A 19,282-nucleotide genomic window follows, 5' to 3' on the forward strand; every position below is an offset into this window, starting at 1 on the left:
TACCAGCGTGAACCAGCCAATACGGCCAGCGGGCCTGCTCGCCAGATTCAGTTCCTTCACAACTTTTGCCAGAAGGGTAGGGGCACTTGCTGCACCCTATTTCAGGTCAGAGGACAAATGGAAGGCGCGTGGCCTGCTGCTGGCCATCGTGCTGCTCAACCTCGGCACGGTTTACATGGCCGTGCAGTTCAATGACTGGTACCGGGTGTTTTATGACGCGCTTGAAAAACGCGACCAGGCCGTTTTCTGGCAGCAGATGGGCCGCTTCAGTTACCTGGCCTTCGGGGCCATCATCATTGCGGTCTACAAGTTCTACCTGACACAGCTGCTGCAGGTGCGCTGGCGTTCATGGATGACGCGCGACTACCTGCGCCGATGGCTGTCCAACCATGCTTTCTACAAGATGGAGCTGGCCCGCTTTTCAGCCCAGACGGACGTGAATGCAAGCCCGGACAACCCCGACCAGCGTATTCAGGAAGACGTGCACTCGTTCACCACCTCCACCATTTCGCTGAGCATGGGCCTGCTCAACTCGGTCGTGACGCTGACCAGTTTTGTCGGCATTCTCTGGGCATTGTCGGGCTCTTTCGGCTTCACCGTGGGTGGCAACACCTACACCATTCCCGGTTTTATGGTCTGGGCCGCCATCGCCTACTGCCTCGTCGGCAGCGTGCTCACGCATTACATAGGCCGCGCGCTGATCAGGCTCAACTTCACGCAGCAGCGCCTTGAAGCGAACTTCCGCCACCACATGGTGCGCGTTCGCGAGTACAGCGAATCCATTGCCCTCGACCGCGGCGAGACCGTGGAGCGCAGCCAGCTCGACGGCCGTTTTGGCGCAGTACTTGGCAACTACATCCAGCTGATACGCGCCAACAAAAAGCTCATCTGGTTCCAGAGTTTTTTCGGCCAGGCCGCCGTGATCTTCCCCTTCATCGTGGCAGCCCCGCGCTTTTTCAGCGGCGCCATACAGCTCGGCCAGCTGATCCAGATTTCTTCGGCCTTCGGCAAGGTGCAGGATTCACTCAGCTGGTTTGTCGACAGTTACGACAGCCTGGCCAGCTGGCGCGCCACCACGGACCGCCTGACCAGTTTTGAAGACAGCATGGCAGCCATAGACCAGCAGGCCCGGACCCGGACCCGGGCGACGGTTGACGGCGTCGCGGGCAGCGCAGTCGCACCGCTGGGCGCAGACAGCCTTTCCACCGAAGGCCTGAGCATCAAGCTGCCCTCAGGCCAGACCCTGCTGGGCGACCTCACACTCACTGCACGCGCAGGCGACAGCGTGCTGGTCAAGGGCCCGTCTGGCAGCGGCAAGTCCACGCTGTTCCGCGCCCTTGCCGGCATCTGGCCTTTTTCAGAAGGCAAACGCCATCTCCCGCCAGACACCATGTTCATACCCCAGCGCCCCTACTTTCCCGACGGCTCCCTGCGTGACGCCCTGGCTTACCCGCAGTCCGCCATGCAGTACACCGATGAGGCACTCAAACAGGTGCTGACAGATGCCCTGCTGCCGAAACTGGCCAGCCGGCTGGACGACAGCGACGCATGGAGCCAGAAGCTGTCAGGCGGGGAACAGCAAAGGCTGGCCATTGCACGCGTGCTTCTGAAAAAGCCCCGCTGGATATTTGCCGATGAAGCGACAGCCGCGCTTGACGAGGCTGCAGAAAAAACGCTGTATGAAAAACTGCAGGCCCATCTTCATGCCGTGCATGGCGGTATGGTGTCGATTGCGCACCGGCCAAGCGTTGCGGCCTTCCACAACCGCCAGTGGGAGCTGGTGCCCCAGCCAGAAGGTTCGCCCGCACGTTACAACCTGCATGAACGCTCACTGTCGGCATGACCCACCACAAGCAGCCACCGATTGAAACCCTCCTGAAAAGTCACTGAATGCCAGAGGAACTACAGCAGCCCGCCAGCGCCACGCCGGTCACGCCCGAAAAGCTCTCGGCCTGGGATCCCATCAAGGTCCCGGTCTTCCGCATGCTGTGGCTGACCTGGCTCACAGCCAACACCTGCATGTGGATGAACGACGTCGCCGCCGCCTGGCTGATGACGTCCATGACCACATCGCCGATCTGGGTGGCACTGGTGCAGACCGCGTCCACGCTGCCTGTGTTCATGCTGGGCCTGCCCAGCGGCGCACTGGCAGACATCCTGGACCGCAGGCGCTACTTCATCATGACCCAGTTCTGGGTCGCTGTCGTCGCCGTGCTTTTGTGCATCGTGGTCATCTCCGGTGTCATGACGCCGCCCCTGCTGCTGGCCCTGACCTTTGCCAATGGCGTGGGCCTGGCCATGCGCTGGCCGGTGTTCGCCGCCATCGTGCCCGAACTGGTCAAACGCGCGCACCTGCCTGCGGCGCTGGCCCTCAACGGCGTGGCCATGAATGCCTCGCGCATCATCGGCCCGCTGCTGGCCGGCGCCATCATTGCCAGCGCCGGTACCGAATATGTTTTTGTGCTGAACGCCGTGCTGTCGGTCATCTCGGGGCTTGTCATCATGCGCTGGCGCCGCGCCCACACGCCCAACCCGCTGGGCCGCGAGCGCCTGGTCAGCGCCATACGTGTTGGCGTGCAGTTCGTCATGCAGTCCAACCGCCTGCGTGCGGTGCTGGTGCAGGTGTCGCTCTTCTTTTTGCATTCCACTGCCCTGCTGGCCCTGTTGCCGCTGATCGCCCGCAACCTGCATGGCGGCGATGCCGGCACCTTCACGCTGCTGCTGGCCTCCATGGGCGTGGGCGCGATTGTGGCGGCGCTCAACCTGTCGCGCATGCGGCAACTCATGCCGCGCGACACCCTGGTCCTGCGCTCGACCATGCTGCAGTCGGTGGTGACCGTCATCGTCGCGTTTTCGCCCAACATCTATATCGCCGTACCGGCCATGGTGCTCAACGGCGCCGCGTGGATTGTCTGCGCCAATTCACTCAGCGTCTCGGCACAGCTGTCGCTGCCCGACTGGGTGCGCGCACGCGGCATGTCCATCTACCAGATGGCCATCATGGGTGCCAGCGCGGCTGGTGCTGCCCTGTGGGGGCAGATATCAACCATGAGCACGGTGGCCACAGGCCTGACGGTCGCGGCCATCAGCGGCACCGTCACCATGCTGATAGCGCAGAAGCGCCTGGGCGACCTCAGCATTGAAGAAGACCTGACGCCCTCACGCGACTTCAAGGTGCCCGAGCATGCGGCGCCCGGCATCGGCCAGGTGGTGGTCACGATTGAATACCTGATTGATCCCATGCGCAGCACGGAATTCCACGCACTCATGCACGAGAGCCGGCGCAGCCGCCTGCGTCAGGGCGCCCTGCAGTGGGAACTGCTGCGCGACATCGGCAAGCCCGGGCGTTATGTGGAGCAGATCATCGACGAGTCATGGACAGAACACCTGCGCCGCTTCGACCGCGTGACCGCCAGCGATGTGTCACTGCGCGAGCGCAAGCTGGCGTTTCACATTGGCGAAGAGCCGCCGCTGGTCACCCGGCACATCGTTGAGGATGTATTACGGCATCCGTAACCACTACGAGTGTCATCCCGGACTCGATCCGGGATCCATCCCCGCCACGTTGTGAGCGTGGGGCTACCTCAAATCTGCCGTTCCATGTAATTTTTGAAGCCCCTTGCGCGCAGTTCGCAGGCCGGGCAGGTCCCGCAGCCATAACCCCACGCATGGCGGTGCTTGCGGTCGCCGAGGTAGCAGGTATGTGTGTGCTCCACGATGAGGTCGACCAGCGGCTGGCCGCCGAGTGAATGCGCCATGGCCCAGGTGTCGGCCTTGTCTATCCACATCAAGGGCGTCTCGATCAGAAAACGCTTGTCCATGCCCAGCGACAGCGCCAGCTGCATCGCCTTCATGGTGTCATCGCGGCAATCGGGGTAACCTGAAAAATCGGTTTCGCACACACCCGTCACCAGCACCTGAAGGTCACGCCGGTAAGCCAGCGCGGCAGCCAGCGTGAGAAAAAGCAGGTTGCGGCCGGGCACAAAGGTGTTGGGCAGGCCGGAGCTTTCCATCTTGAAAGCGACATCGCGCGTGAGTGATGTGTCACTCACCTGCCCCAGCACGGCCAGGTCCAGCATGTGGTCTTCACCGAGCTTGTGCGCCCACTGCGGAAACTGCGCCTTGATCTCACGCAGCACATTGAGCCGGGCCTCCAGCTCAACAATATGCCGCTGGCCGTAGTCAAAAGCCACGGTCTCGACACGCGCGTATTTCGAGAGGGCCTGCGCAAGGCAGGTGGTCGAGTCCTGGCCGCCGGAAAAAAGAACGAGTGCGGAAGTATGCATGGGCAGATTTTCGCTCACCCCGAAAAACAGGCTTTTTGCACCCCGGTCTGCTGCGATGGCCCAGGACGCATACGCGGCCTTCGCCCGACGTCAGGCCTCAGTCACAAGGCTCCAGCGCCAGCAGGCCGGTGGCGGTATTTGAAATCGGTATGTGGTAATTGCTGTGCACCTTGCGAACGGCAGGGCTGGCGCCCGTGCTCAGGGCAGCGCGCATGGCCAGCCACATCAGCAACTCAATGCCCTGTGTACCGGCCTTGCGGACCAGCTCGGTGGTGCTGAACTGGGTGGCCCACTCAGGATTGGAGAGCAGGCTGTCCATGAACTGGAGGTCAAAACCCTTGTTGATGAACCCGGCACGTTCCCCATCGAGCTGATGCGACAGGCCACCCGAAGCAATCACCGCCACTTTTTTGTCGCTGTCCCAGGCCCTGATGGCATCGCCCACAGCCTTGCCCAGCGCGTAGCAACGCTTTGCAGACGGCAAGGGGAACTGCACGGTGTTGATGCACACCGGCACGATGGCGACCGGACACGCATCGCCCGGCCACAAAAGCTTGAGCGGCAGGGTGCAGGCGTGGTCAACCAGCATCTCCTGGCAGGTGGTGATGTCAAACTCCTGCCCGACCAGTGTGTTGATGATTTGCCACGACAGATCCACCTCACCCCTGAAAGGCGGCAGTGTCGGTATGCCCCAGCCCTCGTCGGCGTTCTCGTACTGCGCCGCTGCACCCACTGCAAACGTCGGCATCTTGTCGAGGAAGAAGTTGAGGCCGTGGTCGTTGTAAAACATCACCACCACATCCGGCCGGGTTCTGGCCAGCCAGTCGTGCACCGGCGGGAAACCGTCGAAAAAGGGTGCCCAGTACGGGTCTTTCTGCAGGCCCTTGTGGATGGCGCCACCGATTGCCGGGATGTGTGAGGTGGCGATGCCGCCTATGAGTTGTGCCATGACATTTTCCTTTGGTTGATCAGCGGCCAGCCGCCAGCAGACGCGCCTTGAACTCTTCCACCGACACGCCGGTCTGCTGCGCGCCAATGTCCTGCATGTTCAGCCCGAAGATACCCGCGAACTTGGCCAGGTAGTACGCATTGCCGCCTGCGGCGATCAGGTCAAGAACGGAGCGCGAACGTATGGCCGCAGCCTGCGGCTCCGTCAGCTTGTAGCGGCGCATGTAAGCCTCCTCGTCCTCCAGGAAAGCGTCACGGTTGGCCTGCGAGTTGAATGAAAAGCACATGCGGTTCAGCGCATAGCCTTTTCTGGCCTGTTCGCCATCAAACAGGGTTGTGCCGGGAATGGCTCCGGTGGCCGGGGTGGTGCTCATGCGTCGCTCCTTTTTTGACTGTCTGTTGATCGTCGTCAAACCCGAGTGTGGGCCGCCCATTGCCAAAGATAAACAGCGGTTTCATGATGGGTTGCATGAGCAAATTCGATTACTCGCAACTTGATGGCCGGCTTTTGAAGCTGCTGCTCGCGGTGATGGAAACCGGCTCCATCACCAGGGCCGCAGAGCAGCTTGGCGTCACCCAGTCGGCGGTGAGCCACCTGCTGGACAAGCTGCGCGGCATCGTCGGCGACCCGCTGTTCGTCAAGTCGGGGCGCGGCATCGTGGCAACGGATCGCGCCCAGGCTCTGGCCATACCGGCGCGAGAGCTGTTGTCTGCAATGGAGCATTTCGCGACATCGGGACCGTTCAATCCGGCACACTGGCAAACCACCTTCACCATTGCCGCCAATGATTTCCAGCGTGATGTGCTGCTGCCGCCGCTGATGGCCAGACTCCGGGACAAGGCGCCCGGGGTTTCGCTTCGGGTGATCCCGTCCGACATCCCGGATCTGGACATGCTACGCCATGAAAGCTGCCAGCTCGTGATCAGCCCCCGCCCGCCCGATGGCGCAGACATTTTGCAGAAGCGCCTGTTTGAAGATGAATACCGCGTTTTTTACGATGCCGACCAGCGCCTGCCGCCGGTGACGCGTGAAGACTATCTTTCAGCGGAGCATGTGACGGTGATGTACGGGCCGCACCGCCACCTTGACCTGGACCAATGGCTTGAGGCGCAGGGCATCAAACGCAACTTCAGGGTGATGGTGCCCGGCTTCGCCGGCCTGCCGTCGTTCATTCGGGGCACTCCGCTTGTCACGACGGTTCCCGGGCTGCTTCGCACCGGCCTGCTCCACGGCCTGGCCAGTGCCCAGGTGCCCGTGCCCTGCCCCACCATGCCCATGTACATGATCTGGCACAAACGCCACCAGCATGACGCCGCGCACCGCTGGCTGCGCGGCGAACTGGAAGCAGCGGCGCCCCGGCTTGCCCCTGGCGGCAGCGGCTCATCAAAATAGCGCCCAAGCCCCGGGCCGATAACAGGCTGTTTCTGGCAGCTGGCGTCAAAACCAAATGTTAATATGGAAGTTAACATTTTGGGGGTTCAGGGCCTTCAGCCCCTCAAAAAACGACTTCCAGGCCGTTTTTGGGCGGTTTTCAGGTGCCAAATTGGGCTACAGACCAATAGGTACGCACGTGAGCAGCTATAAATACCATAGCATCACAAAGCAACTCCCGGGCAGTCATCCGGCTTGACCAGACCTCGCCGACCGGGACAATGCACCCAATGCCTCTCCCACATTCGCCTCGTCCACACGCCATCAGCCTCATAGGTGCGCCCACCGACGTTGGCGCCAGCACCCGCGGCGCAGGCATGGGGCCAGACGCGCTGCGCGTGGCGGGCCTGGTCGAGGCACTGCGCGCCAGCAAGCTCAACGTCACCGACCTCGGCAACCTCGCCGGCCCGCCCAACCCGTGGGCGCAACCCGTCGCAGGCGTACGCCACCTGGATGAAGTCGTGGCCTGGAACCGTGCCGTGTTTGACGCTGTGGGCAACGCGCTCAGTGCTGGCCAGACGCCGCTGCTCATGGGTGGCGACCACTGCCTGGCGATAGGCTCCATCAGCGCCGTTGCACGACACTGCCGCCAGCAGGGCAAGCAGCTGCGCGTGATCTGGCTGGATGCCCACACCGACATCAACACCGAAGCCACCAGCCCCAGCGGCAACCTGCACGGCATGCCCGTCGCCTGCCTGCTCGGCCACGGCCCCGCAGCCCTCACAGGCTGGAGCGGCCAGCAGGCTGCGCTGGCCCCCAATGACATCGCCTTCATCGGCATACGCAGCGTAGACGCCGAAGAAAAGCAGGCCATCAAACAGCTCGGCCTGCAGGTCTACGACATGCGCCACCTCGACGAACACGGCATGCGCAACACCATGACCGAAGCCCTGCACGGCGTCGACGAGAACACCCACCTGCACGTCAGCTTCGACCTTGATTGCCTGGACCCGCTGGAAGCCCCCGGCACAGGCACAGGCGTGCGCGGCGGCCCCACCTACCGCGAGATGCAGCTCTGCATGGAGATGATTGCCGACACCGGGCGGCTGGCATCACTTGATGTGGTCGAGATCAACCCGGCGCTTGATGTGCGCAACCGCACGGCTGAACTGGCGGTTGAATTTGTACTCAGTTTGTTTGGCGCATCCACGCTGGTGCGTTAGGGATTAGACCTGCGGGCGCTCGATAGTCTTTATCCCCATAGACAACTCACCAAAGCATATGTAACCATATGTCTCTTTTAGAGGGGCGATATGCACACAAACAAGATAGTCCGGGTAGACCAGATTTTTCTCGACAACAACAATCCGCGACATGACCCGATCGACAGTGAGCCGGAAATAATCGCCTACCTCTTGAAAGAGGAAAGTGTCAAACCTCTCGCGAAATCTATAGCCAAGCTCGGAAGCACAAGCCCACTGGAAAGAGTAGCGGTTGTGCCGCATCCCAAGGTAAAAGACAAGTTCATTTCTGCTGAAGGTAATCGCCGAATTTGCGCTCTGAAACTTTTGGCAGACCCTTCAAAATCTGGCTCAGAAGCCAATCGAAAATATTTTCAAAGCTTATCCGACAGCATGGGCACCGCGCCTAAATCGGTGGACGCGGTTATTTTTGATTCGGCAATCTCAGCTCGACCTTGGTTATCGTTAAGACACGAGGGGCCACAAGGCGGTGTAGGCACACGGCAATGGAATTCTGGGCAAAAGACGCGATTTAACATGCAAGGCGACAAGACGTCCAATCCGAACGTTCAGGCTGCCTTGCTCATGGACTACGCAAAAAAACACAGCCTTACGACCGACGCGCAACATAAAAAACTAAAGATTTCGACCCTTACCCGATATCTAACTAATCCAGTATTCCGACACACCGTTGGTTTAACTGACAACCGCTCACTCACCGTTCATGTACCGAAGGAAGAGTTTGACAAAATAGCTAAGCGATTTTTGCTGGATGCTACGGCCGACAACAGTGCCGTGAACTCACGCACAAACGTCCAGCAACGCATTGATTACGCCAATCAACTTAGAAAAGACGGTCTGGCACCTAGCTCAAATATTGACCCAGTAGACCTCTCAGACGCACCGGTTGCTCCTAAGTCCAAAGGCGGTTCAGGGAAGCGAGATAACACAAACCCTGACAACCGTCGCCACGTTATACCGAGCACGTTCACAGCTCATATAAAAGAGCCAATTTTGAAACGACTGTATGACGAACTAAAGAAGTTAGACGCAGAAGAGCACTCATTTGCCGCCGTGTATTTACTTCGCGCAGTAATTGAACAAGCCGCTGCAACGACCTTACAAAAGGCTGGCATAGCGCCGCCAACAGAACTACACAAAAAACTTGGTCGAGTAGCGGATTTGCTGCAGAAAAAAGGTTGGAATGATCGGCAAGTCAAAAATCTACGCGTTATGGCAAATGACGTGGAAAGTCGATATTCACCAGACTCAATTGGGCATTTCGTCCATGGCGGAAAAGTGCCCACGCGTACTGACTCCATAAAGCTTTGGGACTCTCTGCAAGACGTCATGACGGAACTGATCACACCGACAAAATAGGGGTGGCCAAAAATCGATTTGTTAAGTAGCATGCAGCAATGCCGGTAACAAATACTCCTCTTCGCTATCCTGGCGGCAAAAGCCAACTAATCCCGTTTGTCATTGAAGTACTACGACGCAACGATTTGTTTTATGGTGAGTACGCGGAACCGTTTGCCGGAGGCTCTGGTATTGCAATTCACTTGCTTTTGAACAACTATGTCACCAAGATTTATCTGAATGATTTCGACCCTGCAATTTATGCTTTCTGGCGAAGCGTCTTAAATCACTCCGAAGAACTTTGCGAACTTGTTCAACGAACTGATATCACTATAGAAGAATGGAAAAAACAGCGAGAGATCTACGCTTTTCCCACTGGGCACACCGTCGTAGAAAGAGGTTTTTCGACTCTCTTCCTTAATAGAACAAATCGGTCCGGAATTATCAAGGCTGGTGTCATCGGAGGCCTTAATCAGAACGGCAACTATCTTCTCGACTGTCGCTTTAACAGAGACGATTTGATTCTCAAGATAAAGCGTATTGCCGCTGTTAGAAGTCAGGTCAAGCTGACAAGACTTGATGCCGTTCAGTTTCTCCACAAGGTGATTCCCGAGACCGGCGAAAACACCTTAGTGAATCTTGATCCACCCTATTACGAAAAGGGTTCGGAACTCTACACAAGTTTCTATAAGACCGAAGACCACTCCACACTCGCCCATGCTGTAGAAAAAATCGACCGAAGATGGATGGTGACTTACGATGACGCTCCCGCGATACGGCAACTCTATGCTCGGTTTCCTAGGTTTACCAGCGACCTCAATTATTCGGCTCAGGTGAAACGGGTCGGTACTGAACTATTGGTTCTTGATCCAAAGCTTATTGCTCCACCGTTGAGTGATTTCAAGATTATTCGCGTTCAATAGCTGACCTCTGCGTAACTTATGCGTTGAACTTACGAGGAAAGTCAGTGAAAACAGATCGATCAAATCCCATTACCTTTGCATAACCGTCCTGAATCCCAAATGACTGGCCCCCAGATCATCATCCTGCGGCTGCCGGGCACCCGCCCTGTAGCGCATGCAATAGTCGGGTGAGCACAGGTAAGACCCACCCTTGATCACACGCTGCCCGGCAACGGTTTGGGCCATGCGCGGTGCCTGATCAGGTTTGCCTTCCGGGTCACCATGAAAAGGCCGCCAGGCGTCTGTCGTGAACTCCCACACATTGCCAATCATGTCGAACAGGCCATACGCATTGGCGGCATAGCAGCCGACCGGGGCCAGGCCTGTGAAGCCGTCTTCTGCTGAATTGACCATGGGGAAGATGCCCTGCCAGCTGTTGGCGTCTTTGGGCTGGGCGTGGTCTTTGCTGGCTTGTGGCTGGCCTGCGCGTGCGGCCCATTCCCATTGCGCTTCTGATGGCAGGCTGCGACCTTTCCATTTTGCATAGGCTTTTGCGTCTGCGTAGCTCACGGCGACGACGGGGAATGCATCGCGGCCTTCGATGCTTGTTGCGGGGCCGGCGGGGTGGCGCCAGTTGGCACCGGGCACATAGCGCCACCACTGCATGGCGCTGCCCTGGTTGTTAACGTTGGCGGGCACGACGAACACCACCGCACCGGGCAGGCGCATCTCGGGCGGCAATGCAGCCTGCAGTTTGGGGTCGGGGCCGCGCTCTGCATCTGTGACGTAACCGGTGGCTTTGACGAAGGCTGCAAACTCTGCGTTGGTGACTTCTGTTCTGTCCATCCAGAAGCCGGCGACCTTGACCTTTTGAATCGGCGACTCTTCGGGGTAGACGGTGTCGCCCATGTCGTAACTGCCGCCGGGCACCCAGACCATGCCCGGGTGCTTGGCATCAGGCTGCGCAGGCAAGGTGCACTGCGTGACTTCAGGGGCGCGCTTACTCGCTACCTTCACCGGTACCGCTTCAGGTGCTCGCTGCCTCGTCAACACCACACCCGCTGCCACGCACACAGTGACGAGAGCGATGGATATCAGCAGTATTTTTTTGCTCGGTACGGCCATGATTGCAGGCGGTCTAGTTGTACCAGTAGGTGTATTCGTCAGCAGGCGTCTGCTTCTGGTCAAGCGTCTTGTCGATGGCAACGGGAAGCTCTATGAACGATGGCCACAGAGGCGGCGGCATGTTGGCGTGGTGGGCCTGCAGCACGGCTTTCAGCTCAAGCACCTTGTCTGCCTGCGTGACGGCGAGGTTGATCTTCTCGGTGGGGTCTACATTCAGGTTAAAGAGCCAGTCCTTTTTTGGTTTCTCTGACACGATGAGCTTCCATCCACCCTGCTGCACGGTGCGGTAAGGCCCGTCGCGCCAGAACAGCGCACGGCCGGGTTGCTGCACCGCGCCCTTGCCGAGAAAGGGCATGAGGTTGACGCCATCTGTCACGCGGTCGGTCGGCAGGCTGCCGCCTGCCGCTGCAACCACCGTCGGCAGTATGTCGATGCTGGAGACAGGCTGCTTGTATTGCGAGCCCGCCGGTATGCGGCCCGGCCACATGGCCACATAGGGCACACGCACGCCGCCTTCAAACTGCGTGAGCTTCCAGCCGCGGTAGGGCCGGTTCACTTCAGGTATGCCGATGTAGCCGGGCGCGCCGTTGTCGCTGGTGAAGATGACGATGGTATTGTCCGTCAGGCCTTCGTCTTTCAGGGTTTGCAGCACGCGGCCCACGCTGCGGTCTACCGCCCTGACCATGGCCGCATACACGCGCCGCCTGTGGTCGGCGATGTTGGGCAGCGCGTCGTAATCGGCCTTGCTGGCCTGCAGCGGCGTGTGCACGCCCCAGTGCGCCAGGTACAAAAAGAAGGGCTGGTTTTTGTTGCGCTTGATGGCGGTCACGGCCTCATCGGTGAAGTAGTCGGTCAGGTACTTGTTGGGCTCAAACCATTTGCCGTTGTTGTAACTGACACCAAAGCGCATGTTGGGCCAGAGGAATTTGTCGACCGGGTCAAACGCCTGCTTTGCATTGACGACATTGGGGGAGTTCTCGGGCAGGTACAGGCCACTCTCCATGAACAGGCTCTCGTCAAAGCCCTGGTTGTTGGGCCGCATTTCTGCGGTGCTGCCCAGGTGCCATTTGCCGATGTGGATGTTGTGGTAGCCGCGCGCCTTGAGCAGCTCTGCCACGGTCTGCTCTGTTGGCGGCATGCCCAGGTCGTTGAACGATTTGGCTTCACGGGCTTTTTGCTGATCAATGATGACAGGGTGAAGCCCACGGGTTTCGGCATACATGGGGCCTGCAACCCGCGCCATCGCGCCCGGCGTGGGCGTGAACTCGACGCCAAAACGCCAGGGGTAGCGGCCGGTCATGAGCGCGGCACGCGAAACGGTGCAAATTGCCGCGCCCGCATAGCCATTGTCAAAGCGCACACCGTCGCGTGCGATGGCGTCGATGTTGGGTGTCGGCACACCCTCTTTGCCATAACCTCCGCCGTAGGTGGTGACGTCGTTAAAGCCCATATCGTCAGCCAGGATGACGATGACATTAGGTGCGCGCTGCGCGGGTGGCTGCGCGGCAGTGGCCGGCCCGGCTACCCAAGGCACGGCCTTGTTCGGGTCACGCGGATACACAATATCTGTGTACCAGCCAAGTGAGTGTTGCAGGATGAGCAGGCGGTTGGCATAGGCCAGCCCGCCCAGGCCAGCGATGAGCACGGCAGCGGTGATCAGTGTGTTGCGCAGCTTCATGCGGTGGCCAGTCTTTCGGCCACGGACTGGCCACCCGCAGCGCGCAGCATTTTTTGTGCGGTTTCGACACCTGCGTTCTGGTTCTGGCCTGTCACCAGCCGGCCATCAACCACTGTGAGGTTGGCAAAGGGCTCAAGCACCTTGCTGGAACTTTCAAACAACGCACCTGCCGCACGCAGCTCGCGCTCGGGGTGCTGTGGCGTGATGGTGATGCCCAGCTGTTTGACCTGGCGGTTGGTCACGGCGGTGAGGCGCTTGCCCTTGACCAGAGGCTGGCCGTTGGTGTCTTTGGCAAGCAGCAAGCCGAGCGGGCCGTGGCACACGCCGCCTATCACCTTGCCCGCCGCCCATGCATGGGTGATCTGCTCACCCAACACCGCAGAGGTCCCAAGGTCATAGGCCGCACCCCAGCCACCGGCGAGAAAAATGATGTCGTACTGCGTGAAATCGAGCGCCTCGATACGCAGCGAGTTCTTGACCTTGGCCTGAAACACGGGGTCTTTCAGGTAGCGCTTGTCTGATGGTGCTGCAAGAAACCAGCGAAACGAGTCAGGCTCGATGGGTATCGCCCCGCCGCGAATGCTGGCCACATCGACTGACATGCCGGCATCAAGAAACTCGTAATACGGAGCGGTCATTTCTGAGCCGAAAACGCCGGTCGCCTTGCCGCTTGCACCCAGTGTCGAATGGCTGGTAGTCACTACCAATGCCCGGCCACCCTTGAGAGTGTGCGAAGGGCCCCTGTAAGCAGGGTGCAGCCCGAACGCGGTAAGCAGGGCGGGCAGACCCAGCCACAAAAAGAGGCCCAGGACGGTGGCAATGATGAAGGCGATCAACATGGTGTGTTCATTCAATGAAGTAGGGTCAGGCACGCGCCTTGACAGGCTTGAGGGTGGCGAGCTTGCGTGTGGCGGACTTGTGAATGGCAGGCCTGCGGTTGGCGGGCCTGCGCTTGACGGCTACGGCGGGCGCTTGCTGTTCAATCAGGTAGCTGGAGATGAGTTCCATCAGGTAAACATTCAGATTCGGCGGGTTGCCGGGGCGGCTGAGCGCCTGGTTGCCGCCCACAATCGCCAGGTAAAAGAGCGATGCCAGTTCGGACGATTTCTTTTCATCATGGGTCAGCCCCATGAACTTTTCCCTGAACAGACCCATGCGCGACTGGTCAATGTCGGCCAGCATCTTTGCCACATCAGGGTCGCGCCGGCCTTGGCCCCGCAGGGCAAGTTCGAAGCGCATGTTTTCAAGGTCTTTACCCGCATGCGCCAGCCCGGCCTTGAGCAGGTGGGCCAGGTCATCGCGCGGGTCGGTGAAAGACGCCGTTTCTGCGCGCAACTGCTTCTCCAGCGCCATCTCGCGCTCACACCAGCGTGCGAGCAGGGCCGCAATCATTTCTGCATGATCGGTGAAATGCCAGTAAAAGCTGCCGCGTGTCACACCCAGCGTATCGGCAAGCATGAGTACGCGCGCCTTGTCGAAACCGCCTTCGACCACGGCATTGAAGGCAGCGTCCAGCCAGTCGTCACGCGACAGCCGCGACGCTTCTGCAGGTTTGCCGGTTTTTGCCTTGATCGCCATGAAGTTCCTGTTGATGGGCAAGTTGCCGCCGGCGCGGAAAACGCCAGCCCCAAATTAGACCATACACATGTGTATTGTGGTGTTATATTAGATTTTCCATACACATGTGTATTGAGTCAATCAAGCCATAAGAAAGCAAAGGGCAAGCCGAAGGCCAGTCGCAGTACCCCAGATGAGACAAGTCATTTCCCTGATCATCAAGCTGGCCCTGCTGGCCCTTTACGTGGCAGCGCTTGCGGGTCTCGCAGGCATATTGCCATCCGGCCTGGCGGGCCGGGTGCAGAACATCGCGCTCATCATCCTGGCCATACACGTGATCGAGATGGCGGTGATGTTCAGACACGTCAAACGCTATCGGGGGCCGCTCGCCGTGAGCATGCTGCTGACGCTGCTGTTCGGCTTGCTGCACTGGAAGCCGCTGGCTGATGAACACAAGGCGGCGCTGGCCTTGAAGGACAAGCCCGCGCCATGAAAGCACTCATGCTGCTCATGGGCCTGGTGCTGGCGATGTCATCGGCGATGGCAGCAGGCAACTCGCGGCCCAACATCGTGCTGCTGCTGGCAGATGACTGGGGCTTTAGCGATGTGGGCGCTTTCGGCGGCGAGATAGCCACACCCAATATTGATGCACTGGCGCAGCGCGGCATGCGTTTTTCAAACTTTCACGCCAGTGCCTCCTGCTCACCCTCGCGCGCCATGCTGCTGACCGGTGTGGACAACCACCGCAACGGCGTCGGCAACATGCGCGAGACAGTGCCCCGCGCCCAGGTGGGCAAGCCGGGCTACGAGACGGTGCTCAACAAACGCGTGGTCACGGTGGCCAGCCTGCTGCGTGACGGCGGCTACCGTACCTACGTGGCGGGCAAGTGGCATGTAGGCAAGGAAGATTTCAACCTGCCACCGGCGCGCGGCTTTGACCGCTCCATCATCCAGGCGGACAGCGGATCTGACAACTGGGAGACCGCCAAGCGCTACCTGGACCTCTCGGACAAGGTCAACTGGTTTGAGGACGGCAAGGAGGCCCTGATGCCGGCCGACTATTACTCGTCACAGTATTTTGTAGACAGGACGATTGAGTACATCGATTCGGGCGTGAAAACCGGCAAGCCGTTTTTTGCCTACGTGGCTTTCCAGGCCAACCACATCCCGGTGCAGGCACCAAAGGAATTCATCGCCAGATACAAGGGCCGTTACGACAAGGGCTGGGCCGTATTGCGGCAGGAGCGCCGCGACAAAGCGATAGCGCTGGGCCTGATGCCCAAAGACACACCCATGGCCGCCATGCACACCACACTCGACTGGAATGCACTGAGCGACACCGACAAACAATACCAGGCCAGGCGCATGGAGGTCTATGCCGCCATGGCAGACGCGATGGATCACCACGTGGGCAGGCTGGTGGAGCACCTGAAAAAGACCGGCGAATACGACAACACGGTATTTGTTTTTCTGTCTGACAACGGGCCGGAGGCGTCAGACCCGTATGTGCTCTTAAGTGGCCGCATGTGGCTCGGCTGGCAGTACAACAAGGGCATTGAGCAACTGGGCGAAAAGGGGGCGTACAGCATCATCGGACCAAGCTGGGCCAGCGCTGCCGCGTCACCGCTAAGCAGCTACAAGTTTTATTCCGGTGAAGGCGGCATACGTGTACCGCTCATCATTGCGGGTGCGGCGGGCATGCCGAACAACCAGGTCTTCAACGGGTTTACGCACATCAATGACATCGCGCCCACCCTGCTGGACCTGGCGCAGTTGCCTCGCCCCGCAGGCAGCTACAGGGGCCAGCAAATTGAACCCATGACAGGTGCAAGCCTCATGCCTGCCCTGAAGGGCCAGGTGCAAAACGTGCACGCGGTGGACAAGGCCATCGGCTATGAGCTCTCGGGCAACGAAGCGGTTTTCAAGGGTGACTACAAACTCATCAAGAACATACCGCCCGTCGGCGATGGCCTGTGGCATCTCTACGACATTCGCAACGACCCCGGTGAAACGAAAGACCTGCAGGCGAGCTTGCCGGACATGTTTGCCGCCATGAAGGCGGACTATGCCGCTTACGCCAAAGCCAACGGCGTGTTGCCCATGCCCGAAGGCTACGACCCTGTCAGGCAGGTGCAGACCAACGCCCTGATCAATGTTTATGTGCCCCGCTTCAAGCGTACGGGCTTGCCCATACTCGCTGGCCTCGCCTTGCTGGTGGCGGGTTTCTTCTTTTTGCGCAGGCGCCGCCGCATTCGACGCGCAACAGGCCAGGCATGAGCATTGAACACATCGACATCCTGATTGTGGGCGCGGGCCTGTCCGGTATAGGCGCTGCGGCGCACGTCAAAAAGAACTGCCCCGGCCGCAGTTTTGCCATTCTTGAAGCGCGCAACACGCTGGGCGGCACCTGGGACCTGTTTCGCTACCCCGGCATACGCTCGGACTCGGACATGTACACGCTGGGTTATGCCTTCAGGCCGTGGACAGAAAAGAAGTCCATCGCCGATGGCGACACCATACTCCAATACATCACCGACACCTCGCGTGACCATGGACTGGACGGCCACATACGTTACGGCCACCGCATCAAACGCGCGGACTGGTCATCCACCGACACACGGTGGAATATCGAGATTGAAACAGGTGCGCAGCGTGAGCGCATGCAACTGAGCTGCAACTTCCTTTATGTCTGCACCGGCTACTACAACTACGAGCAGGGCTACACACCAGACTTTGCCGGCGCCGAACGTTTTACGGGCCGCATCGTTCACCCGCAGCAATGGGCTGGCGATATTGATTACGCGGGCAAGCGTGTGGTGGTCATAGGCAGCGGCGCGACGGCAGTGACCCTGGTACCGACCATGGCAGCCACGGCCGCGCATGTGACCATGCTGCAGCGATCACCCACCTATGTCGTGTCACGCCCTTCTGAAGACAGGCTTGCCGACTGGCTCAGGCGGCACCTGCCTTCAGGCCTGGCCTACGGCCTGACGCGCTGGAAGAACGTGCTGCTGGGCATGCTTTTTTACCGCCTGTCAAAGCGCAGACCGGATCGCATCAAGCAGATGATTGTTGACGGCGTCAGAAAGTCTGTTGGCCCGGATTGCGATGTAGACAAACACTTCACCCCCAGCTACAAACCGTGGGACCAGCGTGTCTGCCTGGTGCCTGATGCGGATCTGTTCAAGGCGATACGCCAAGGCAGGGCCTCTGTGGTCACCGACCACATCGACACTTTTACCGAAACAGGCATACGGCTCAAATCAGGCCAAGAGCTTGAGGCGGACCTGATCGTCACCGCCACCGGGCTGGACCTGCTGGCACTGGGCGGCATGGAGCTTCTGGTCGATGGGAAGGCGGTCGTCATGAAAAAGACCATGAGCTACAAGGGCATGATGCTGGCCGGTGTGCCCAACATGTTTTACGTCACGGGTTACACCAATGCATCATGGACACTTAAGGCCGACCTGGTCGGCGACTATGCCTGCCGGCTGCTGAACACCATGGCGCGCAAGGGCTGGAAGCAATGCACACCGACGCTGAACGATGCGCGCTTGAAGGAAGAAAGCTGGATTGACTTCACGTCGGGCTACATACAGCGCTCGATTGACAAGTTCCCGACCCAGGGCAACCGCAAGCCATGGCGGCTGCATCAGAACTACGTGCTGGACCTGCTCACACTGCGCTTTGGCCCGGTGCAGGACGGTACCATGGTTTTTTCGAAAGGCAGTGCATCATGAAGAGGGCCGTTGTCGCATTTGCAGTGTTGCTCGCGGCTCTTGTTGCCGCTTACCTTTTCAGAAGCCCACTCAGCATGATGGTCGCCAAAAAGGTGGCAGCTCAGCGCCTGGCAACGGACGCCCTGAACGACTTGCCCGACGGCCTGCACGTGGGTTTGTGCGGCGCGGGCTCGCCCTTCCCCGATGAAAAACGCACGGGGCCGTGCACGCTGGTGGTCGCGGGCAAGCGGCTTTTCGTTGTTGATGCGGGCAGCGGCAGTGTGCGCAACATCGGCAAGATGGGCTTTCAGCACGGCCGCATCAACGCGATATTCCTCACACACTTTCACTCTGACCATATCGACGGCCTGGGCGAGCTGATGCTGCAGCGCTGGGCCTCGGCAGCAAACACATCACCTGTTCCCATCTACGGCCCGCCCGGTGTTGAAACAGTTATGGCAGGTTTCATGCAGGCTTACGAGCAAGACAAAGGTTACCGCGTAGCCCATCACGGCGAGGCGACGGTGCCTGCCAGCGGCTTTGGCGGCAAGCCCCTGCCCTTCACGCCTGGCGCCGACGGCCGCGCGGTGGTGCTCAAGGATGCAGACCTCGAAGTGGCCGCCTTTACTGTTGACCACGGACCGGTTCACCCTTCGGTCGGTTACCGCTTCACCTACAAGGGGCGCAGCGTGGTTATCAGCGGCGATACGAAAAAGTCGGCAGCAGTGCAACGCGAAGCGGCGGGCGTGGACCTGCTGGTGCATGAAGCCCTGTCTTCGCCCATGACGGACCTGCTAAGGGACGGCGCCGCAAAAGCCGGCCGCACCAACCTGGCGAAGATATTTGAAGACATCAAAAATTACCACACCTCACCCGAAGAGGCGGCAGAAACCGCACGCGACGCGAAGGTGGGCTACCTGCTGCTCAACCATATTGCACCGCCAATGCCGATACCCGGCCTTGAAAAAGCCTTTCTTGGCAAGGCGCCCGGCATTTACGGCGGGCCGCTGCGGGTAGGCACAGACGGAGATTTCATCAGCCTGCCTGCCGGCTCAAAAGCCATCAACTTCACCCATCGGTTTTGATACCCGCCGT

General features: G+C 59.6%; 17 protein-coding genes. 10 read left to right on the forward strand and 7 right to left on the reverse strand.

The features are described from left to right. Nucleotides 1-7: 7 nt before the first annotated feature. Both HYX42_RS14395 and HYX42_RS14400 read left to right on the forward strand, forming a co-directional pair. Complete coding sequence (locus tag HYX42_RS14395; protein ID WP_293404162.1) at nt 8-1,843, forward strand: ABC transporter ATP-binding protein/permease; 1,836 nt, start codon at nt 8-10, stop codon at nt 1,841-1,843. Nucleotides 1,844-1,890: 47 nt separating this feature from the next. Beyond that, complete coding sequence (locus HYX42_RS14400; protein WP_293404164.1) at nt 1,891-3,516, forward strand: MFS transporter; 1,626 nt, start codon at nt 1,891-1,893, stop codon at nt 3,514-3,516. Between the two features lie 68 nt (nt 3,517-3,584). Here HYX42_RS14400 and queC read toward each other — a convergent pair whose 3' ends face one another. From queC to HYX42_RS14415, 3 genes are all read right to left on the reverse strand, one after another. Then, the gene (gene queC / locus HYX42_RS14405; protein ID WP_293404166.1) at nt 3,585-4,286 is read right to left on the reverse strand and encodes a 7-cyano-7-deazaguanine synthase QueC; all 702 of its coding nucleotides are present in this window, start codon (nt 4,284-4,286) and stop codon (nt 3,585-3,587) included. Between the two features lie 97 nt (nt 4,287-4,383). Further along, nucleotides 4,384-5,235 (reverse strand): class III extradiol dioxygenase family protein, encoded by an 852-nt coding sequence (locus HYX42_RS14410; protein ID WP_293404168.1) that lies wholly within the window; start codon nt 5,233-5,235, stop codon nt 4,384-4,386. A gap of 19 nt (nt 5,236-5,254) precedes the next feature. Continuing rightward, nucleotides 5,255-5,608, reverse strand: coding sequence for a protocatechuate 4,5-dioxygenase subunit alpha (locus HYX42_RS14415; RefSeq protein WP_293404170.1), 354 nt, complete (start codon nt 5,606-5,608; stop codon nt 5,255-5,257). A 95-nt stretch (nt 5,609-5,703) separates the two neighbouring features. Here HYX42_RS14415 and HYX42_RS14420 point away from each other — a divergent pair, with 95 nt between their 5' ends. The 4 genes from HYX42_RS14420 to HYX42_RS14435 all read left to right on the forward strand — a co-directional run bounded on the left by HYX42_RS14420 (nt 5,704) and on the right by HYX42_RS14435 (nt 10,129). After that, entirely contained in the window at nt 5,704-6,627 is a 924-nt protein-coding gene (locus HYX42_RS14420; RefSeq protein WP_293404172.1) for a LysR family transcriptional regulator, read from the forward strand. 269 nt (nt 6,628-6,896) lie between these two features. Then, the gene (rocF, locus tag HYX42_RS14425) at nt 6,897-7,829 is read left to right on the forward strand and encodes an arginase (protein WP_293404174.1); all 933 of its coding nucleotides are present in this window, start codon (nt 6,897-6,899) and stop codon (nt 7,827-7,829) included. Nucleotides 7,830-7,919: 90 nt separating this feature from the next. Then, on the forward strand, nt 7,920-9,227 hold the full coding sequence (locus HYX42_RS14430) for a hypothetical protein (RefSeq protein ID WP_293404176.1): 1,308 nt from the start codon (nt 7,920-7,922) through the stop codon (nt 9,225-9,227). Between the two features lie 38 nt (nt 9,228-9,265). Further along, complete coding sequence (locus HYX42_RS14435; RefSeq protein WP_293404178.1) at nt 9,266-10,129, forward strand: DNA adenine methylase; 864 nt, start codon at nt 9,266-9,268, stop codon at nt 10,127-10,129. Nucleotides 10,130-10,198: 69 nt separating this feature from the next. Here HYX42_RS14435 and HYX42_RS14440 read toward each other — a convergent pair whose 3' ends face one another. From HYX42_RS14440 to HYX42_RS14455, 4 genes are read right to left on the reverse strand one after another with little or no spacing between them, the layout of a single operon-like run. Beyond that, nucleotides 10,199-11,233: a formylglycine-generating enzyme family protein gene (locus HYX42_RS14440; protein WP_293404180.1), complete on the reverse strand. Its 1,035-nt coding sequence runs from the start codon at nt 11,231-11,233 to the stop codon at nt 10,199-10,201. A 13-nt stretch (nt 11,234-11,246) separates the two neighbouring features. Next, on the reverse strand, nt 11,247-12,911 hold the full coding sequence (locus tag HYX42_RS14445; RefSeq protein WP_293404182.1) for a sulfatase-like hydrolase/transferase: 1,665 nt from the start codon (nt 12,909-12,911) through the stop codon (nt 11,247-11,249). After that, a complete protein-coding gene (locus HYX42_RS14450) occupies nt 12,908-13,750 on the reverse strand; it encodes a type 1 glutamine amidotransferase domain-containing protein (protein WP_293404184.1) in 843 nt (280 codons plus the stop codon). Before HYX42_RS14450 ends, HYX42_RS14445 begins: the two co-directional genes overlap by 4 nt. A 25-nt stretch (nt 13,751-13,775) precedes the next feature. Continuing rightward, complete coding sequence (locus tag HYX42_RS14455) at nt 13,776-14,489, reverse strand: TetR/AcrR family transcriptional regulator (RefSeq protein ID WP_293404186.1); 714 nt, start codon at nt 14,487-14,489, stop codon at nt 13,776-13,778. Between the two features lie 172 nt (nt 14,490-14,661). Here HYX42_RS14455 and HYX42_RS14460 point away from each other — a divergent pair, with 172 nt between their 5' ends. The 4 genes from HYX42_RS14460 to HYX42_RS14475 are packed head-to-tail and all read left to right on the forward strand — an operon-like array spanning nt 14,662 to nt 19,272. Beyond that, nucleotides 14,662-14,961: a hypothetical protein gene (locus HYX42_RS14460; RefSeq protein WP_293404188.1), complete on the forward strand. Its 300-nt coding sequence runs from the start codon at nt 14,662-14,664 to the stop codon at nt 14,959-14,961. After that, nucleotides 14,958-16,745: an arylsulfatase gene (locus HYX42_RS14465; RefSeq protein ID WP_293404190.1), complete on the forward strand. Its 1,788-nt coding sequence runs from the start codon at nt 14,958-14,960 to the stop codon at nt 16,743-16,745. The genes HYX42_RS14460 and HYX42_RS14465 overlap by 4 nt, the downstream gene beginning before the upstream one ends. After that, nucleotides 16,742-18,208, forward strand: coding sequence for an NAD(P)/FAD-dependent oxidoreductase (locus HYX42_RS14470; protein ID WP_293404192.1), 1,467 nt, complete (start codon nt 16,742-16,744; stop codon nt 18,206-18,208). Before HYX42_RS14465 ends, HYX42_RS14470 begins: the two co-directional genes overlap by 4 nt. Then, a complete protein-coding gene (locus HYX42_RS14475; protein WP_293404194.1) occupies nt 18,205-19,272 on the forward strand; it encodes an MBL fold metallo-hydrolase in 1,068 nt (355 codons plus the stop codon). Before HYX42_RS14470 ends, HYX42_RS14475 begins: the two co-directional genes overlap by 4 nt. Nucleotides 19,273-19,282 lie beyond the last annotated feature (10 nt).

Origin of the sequence: Polaromonas sp. (genome assembly GCF_016185115.1) — a bacterium.
Classification (GTDB): Bacteria; Pseudomonadota; Gammaproteobacteria; order Burkholderiales; family Burkholderiaceae_C; genus Polaromonas.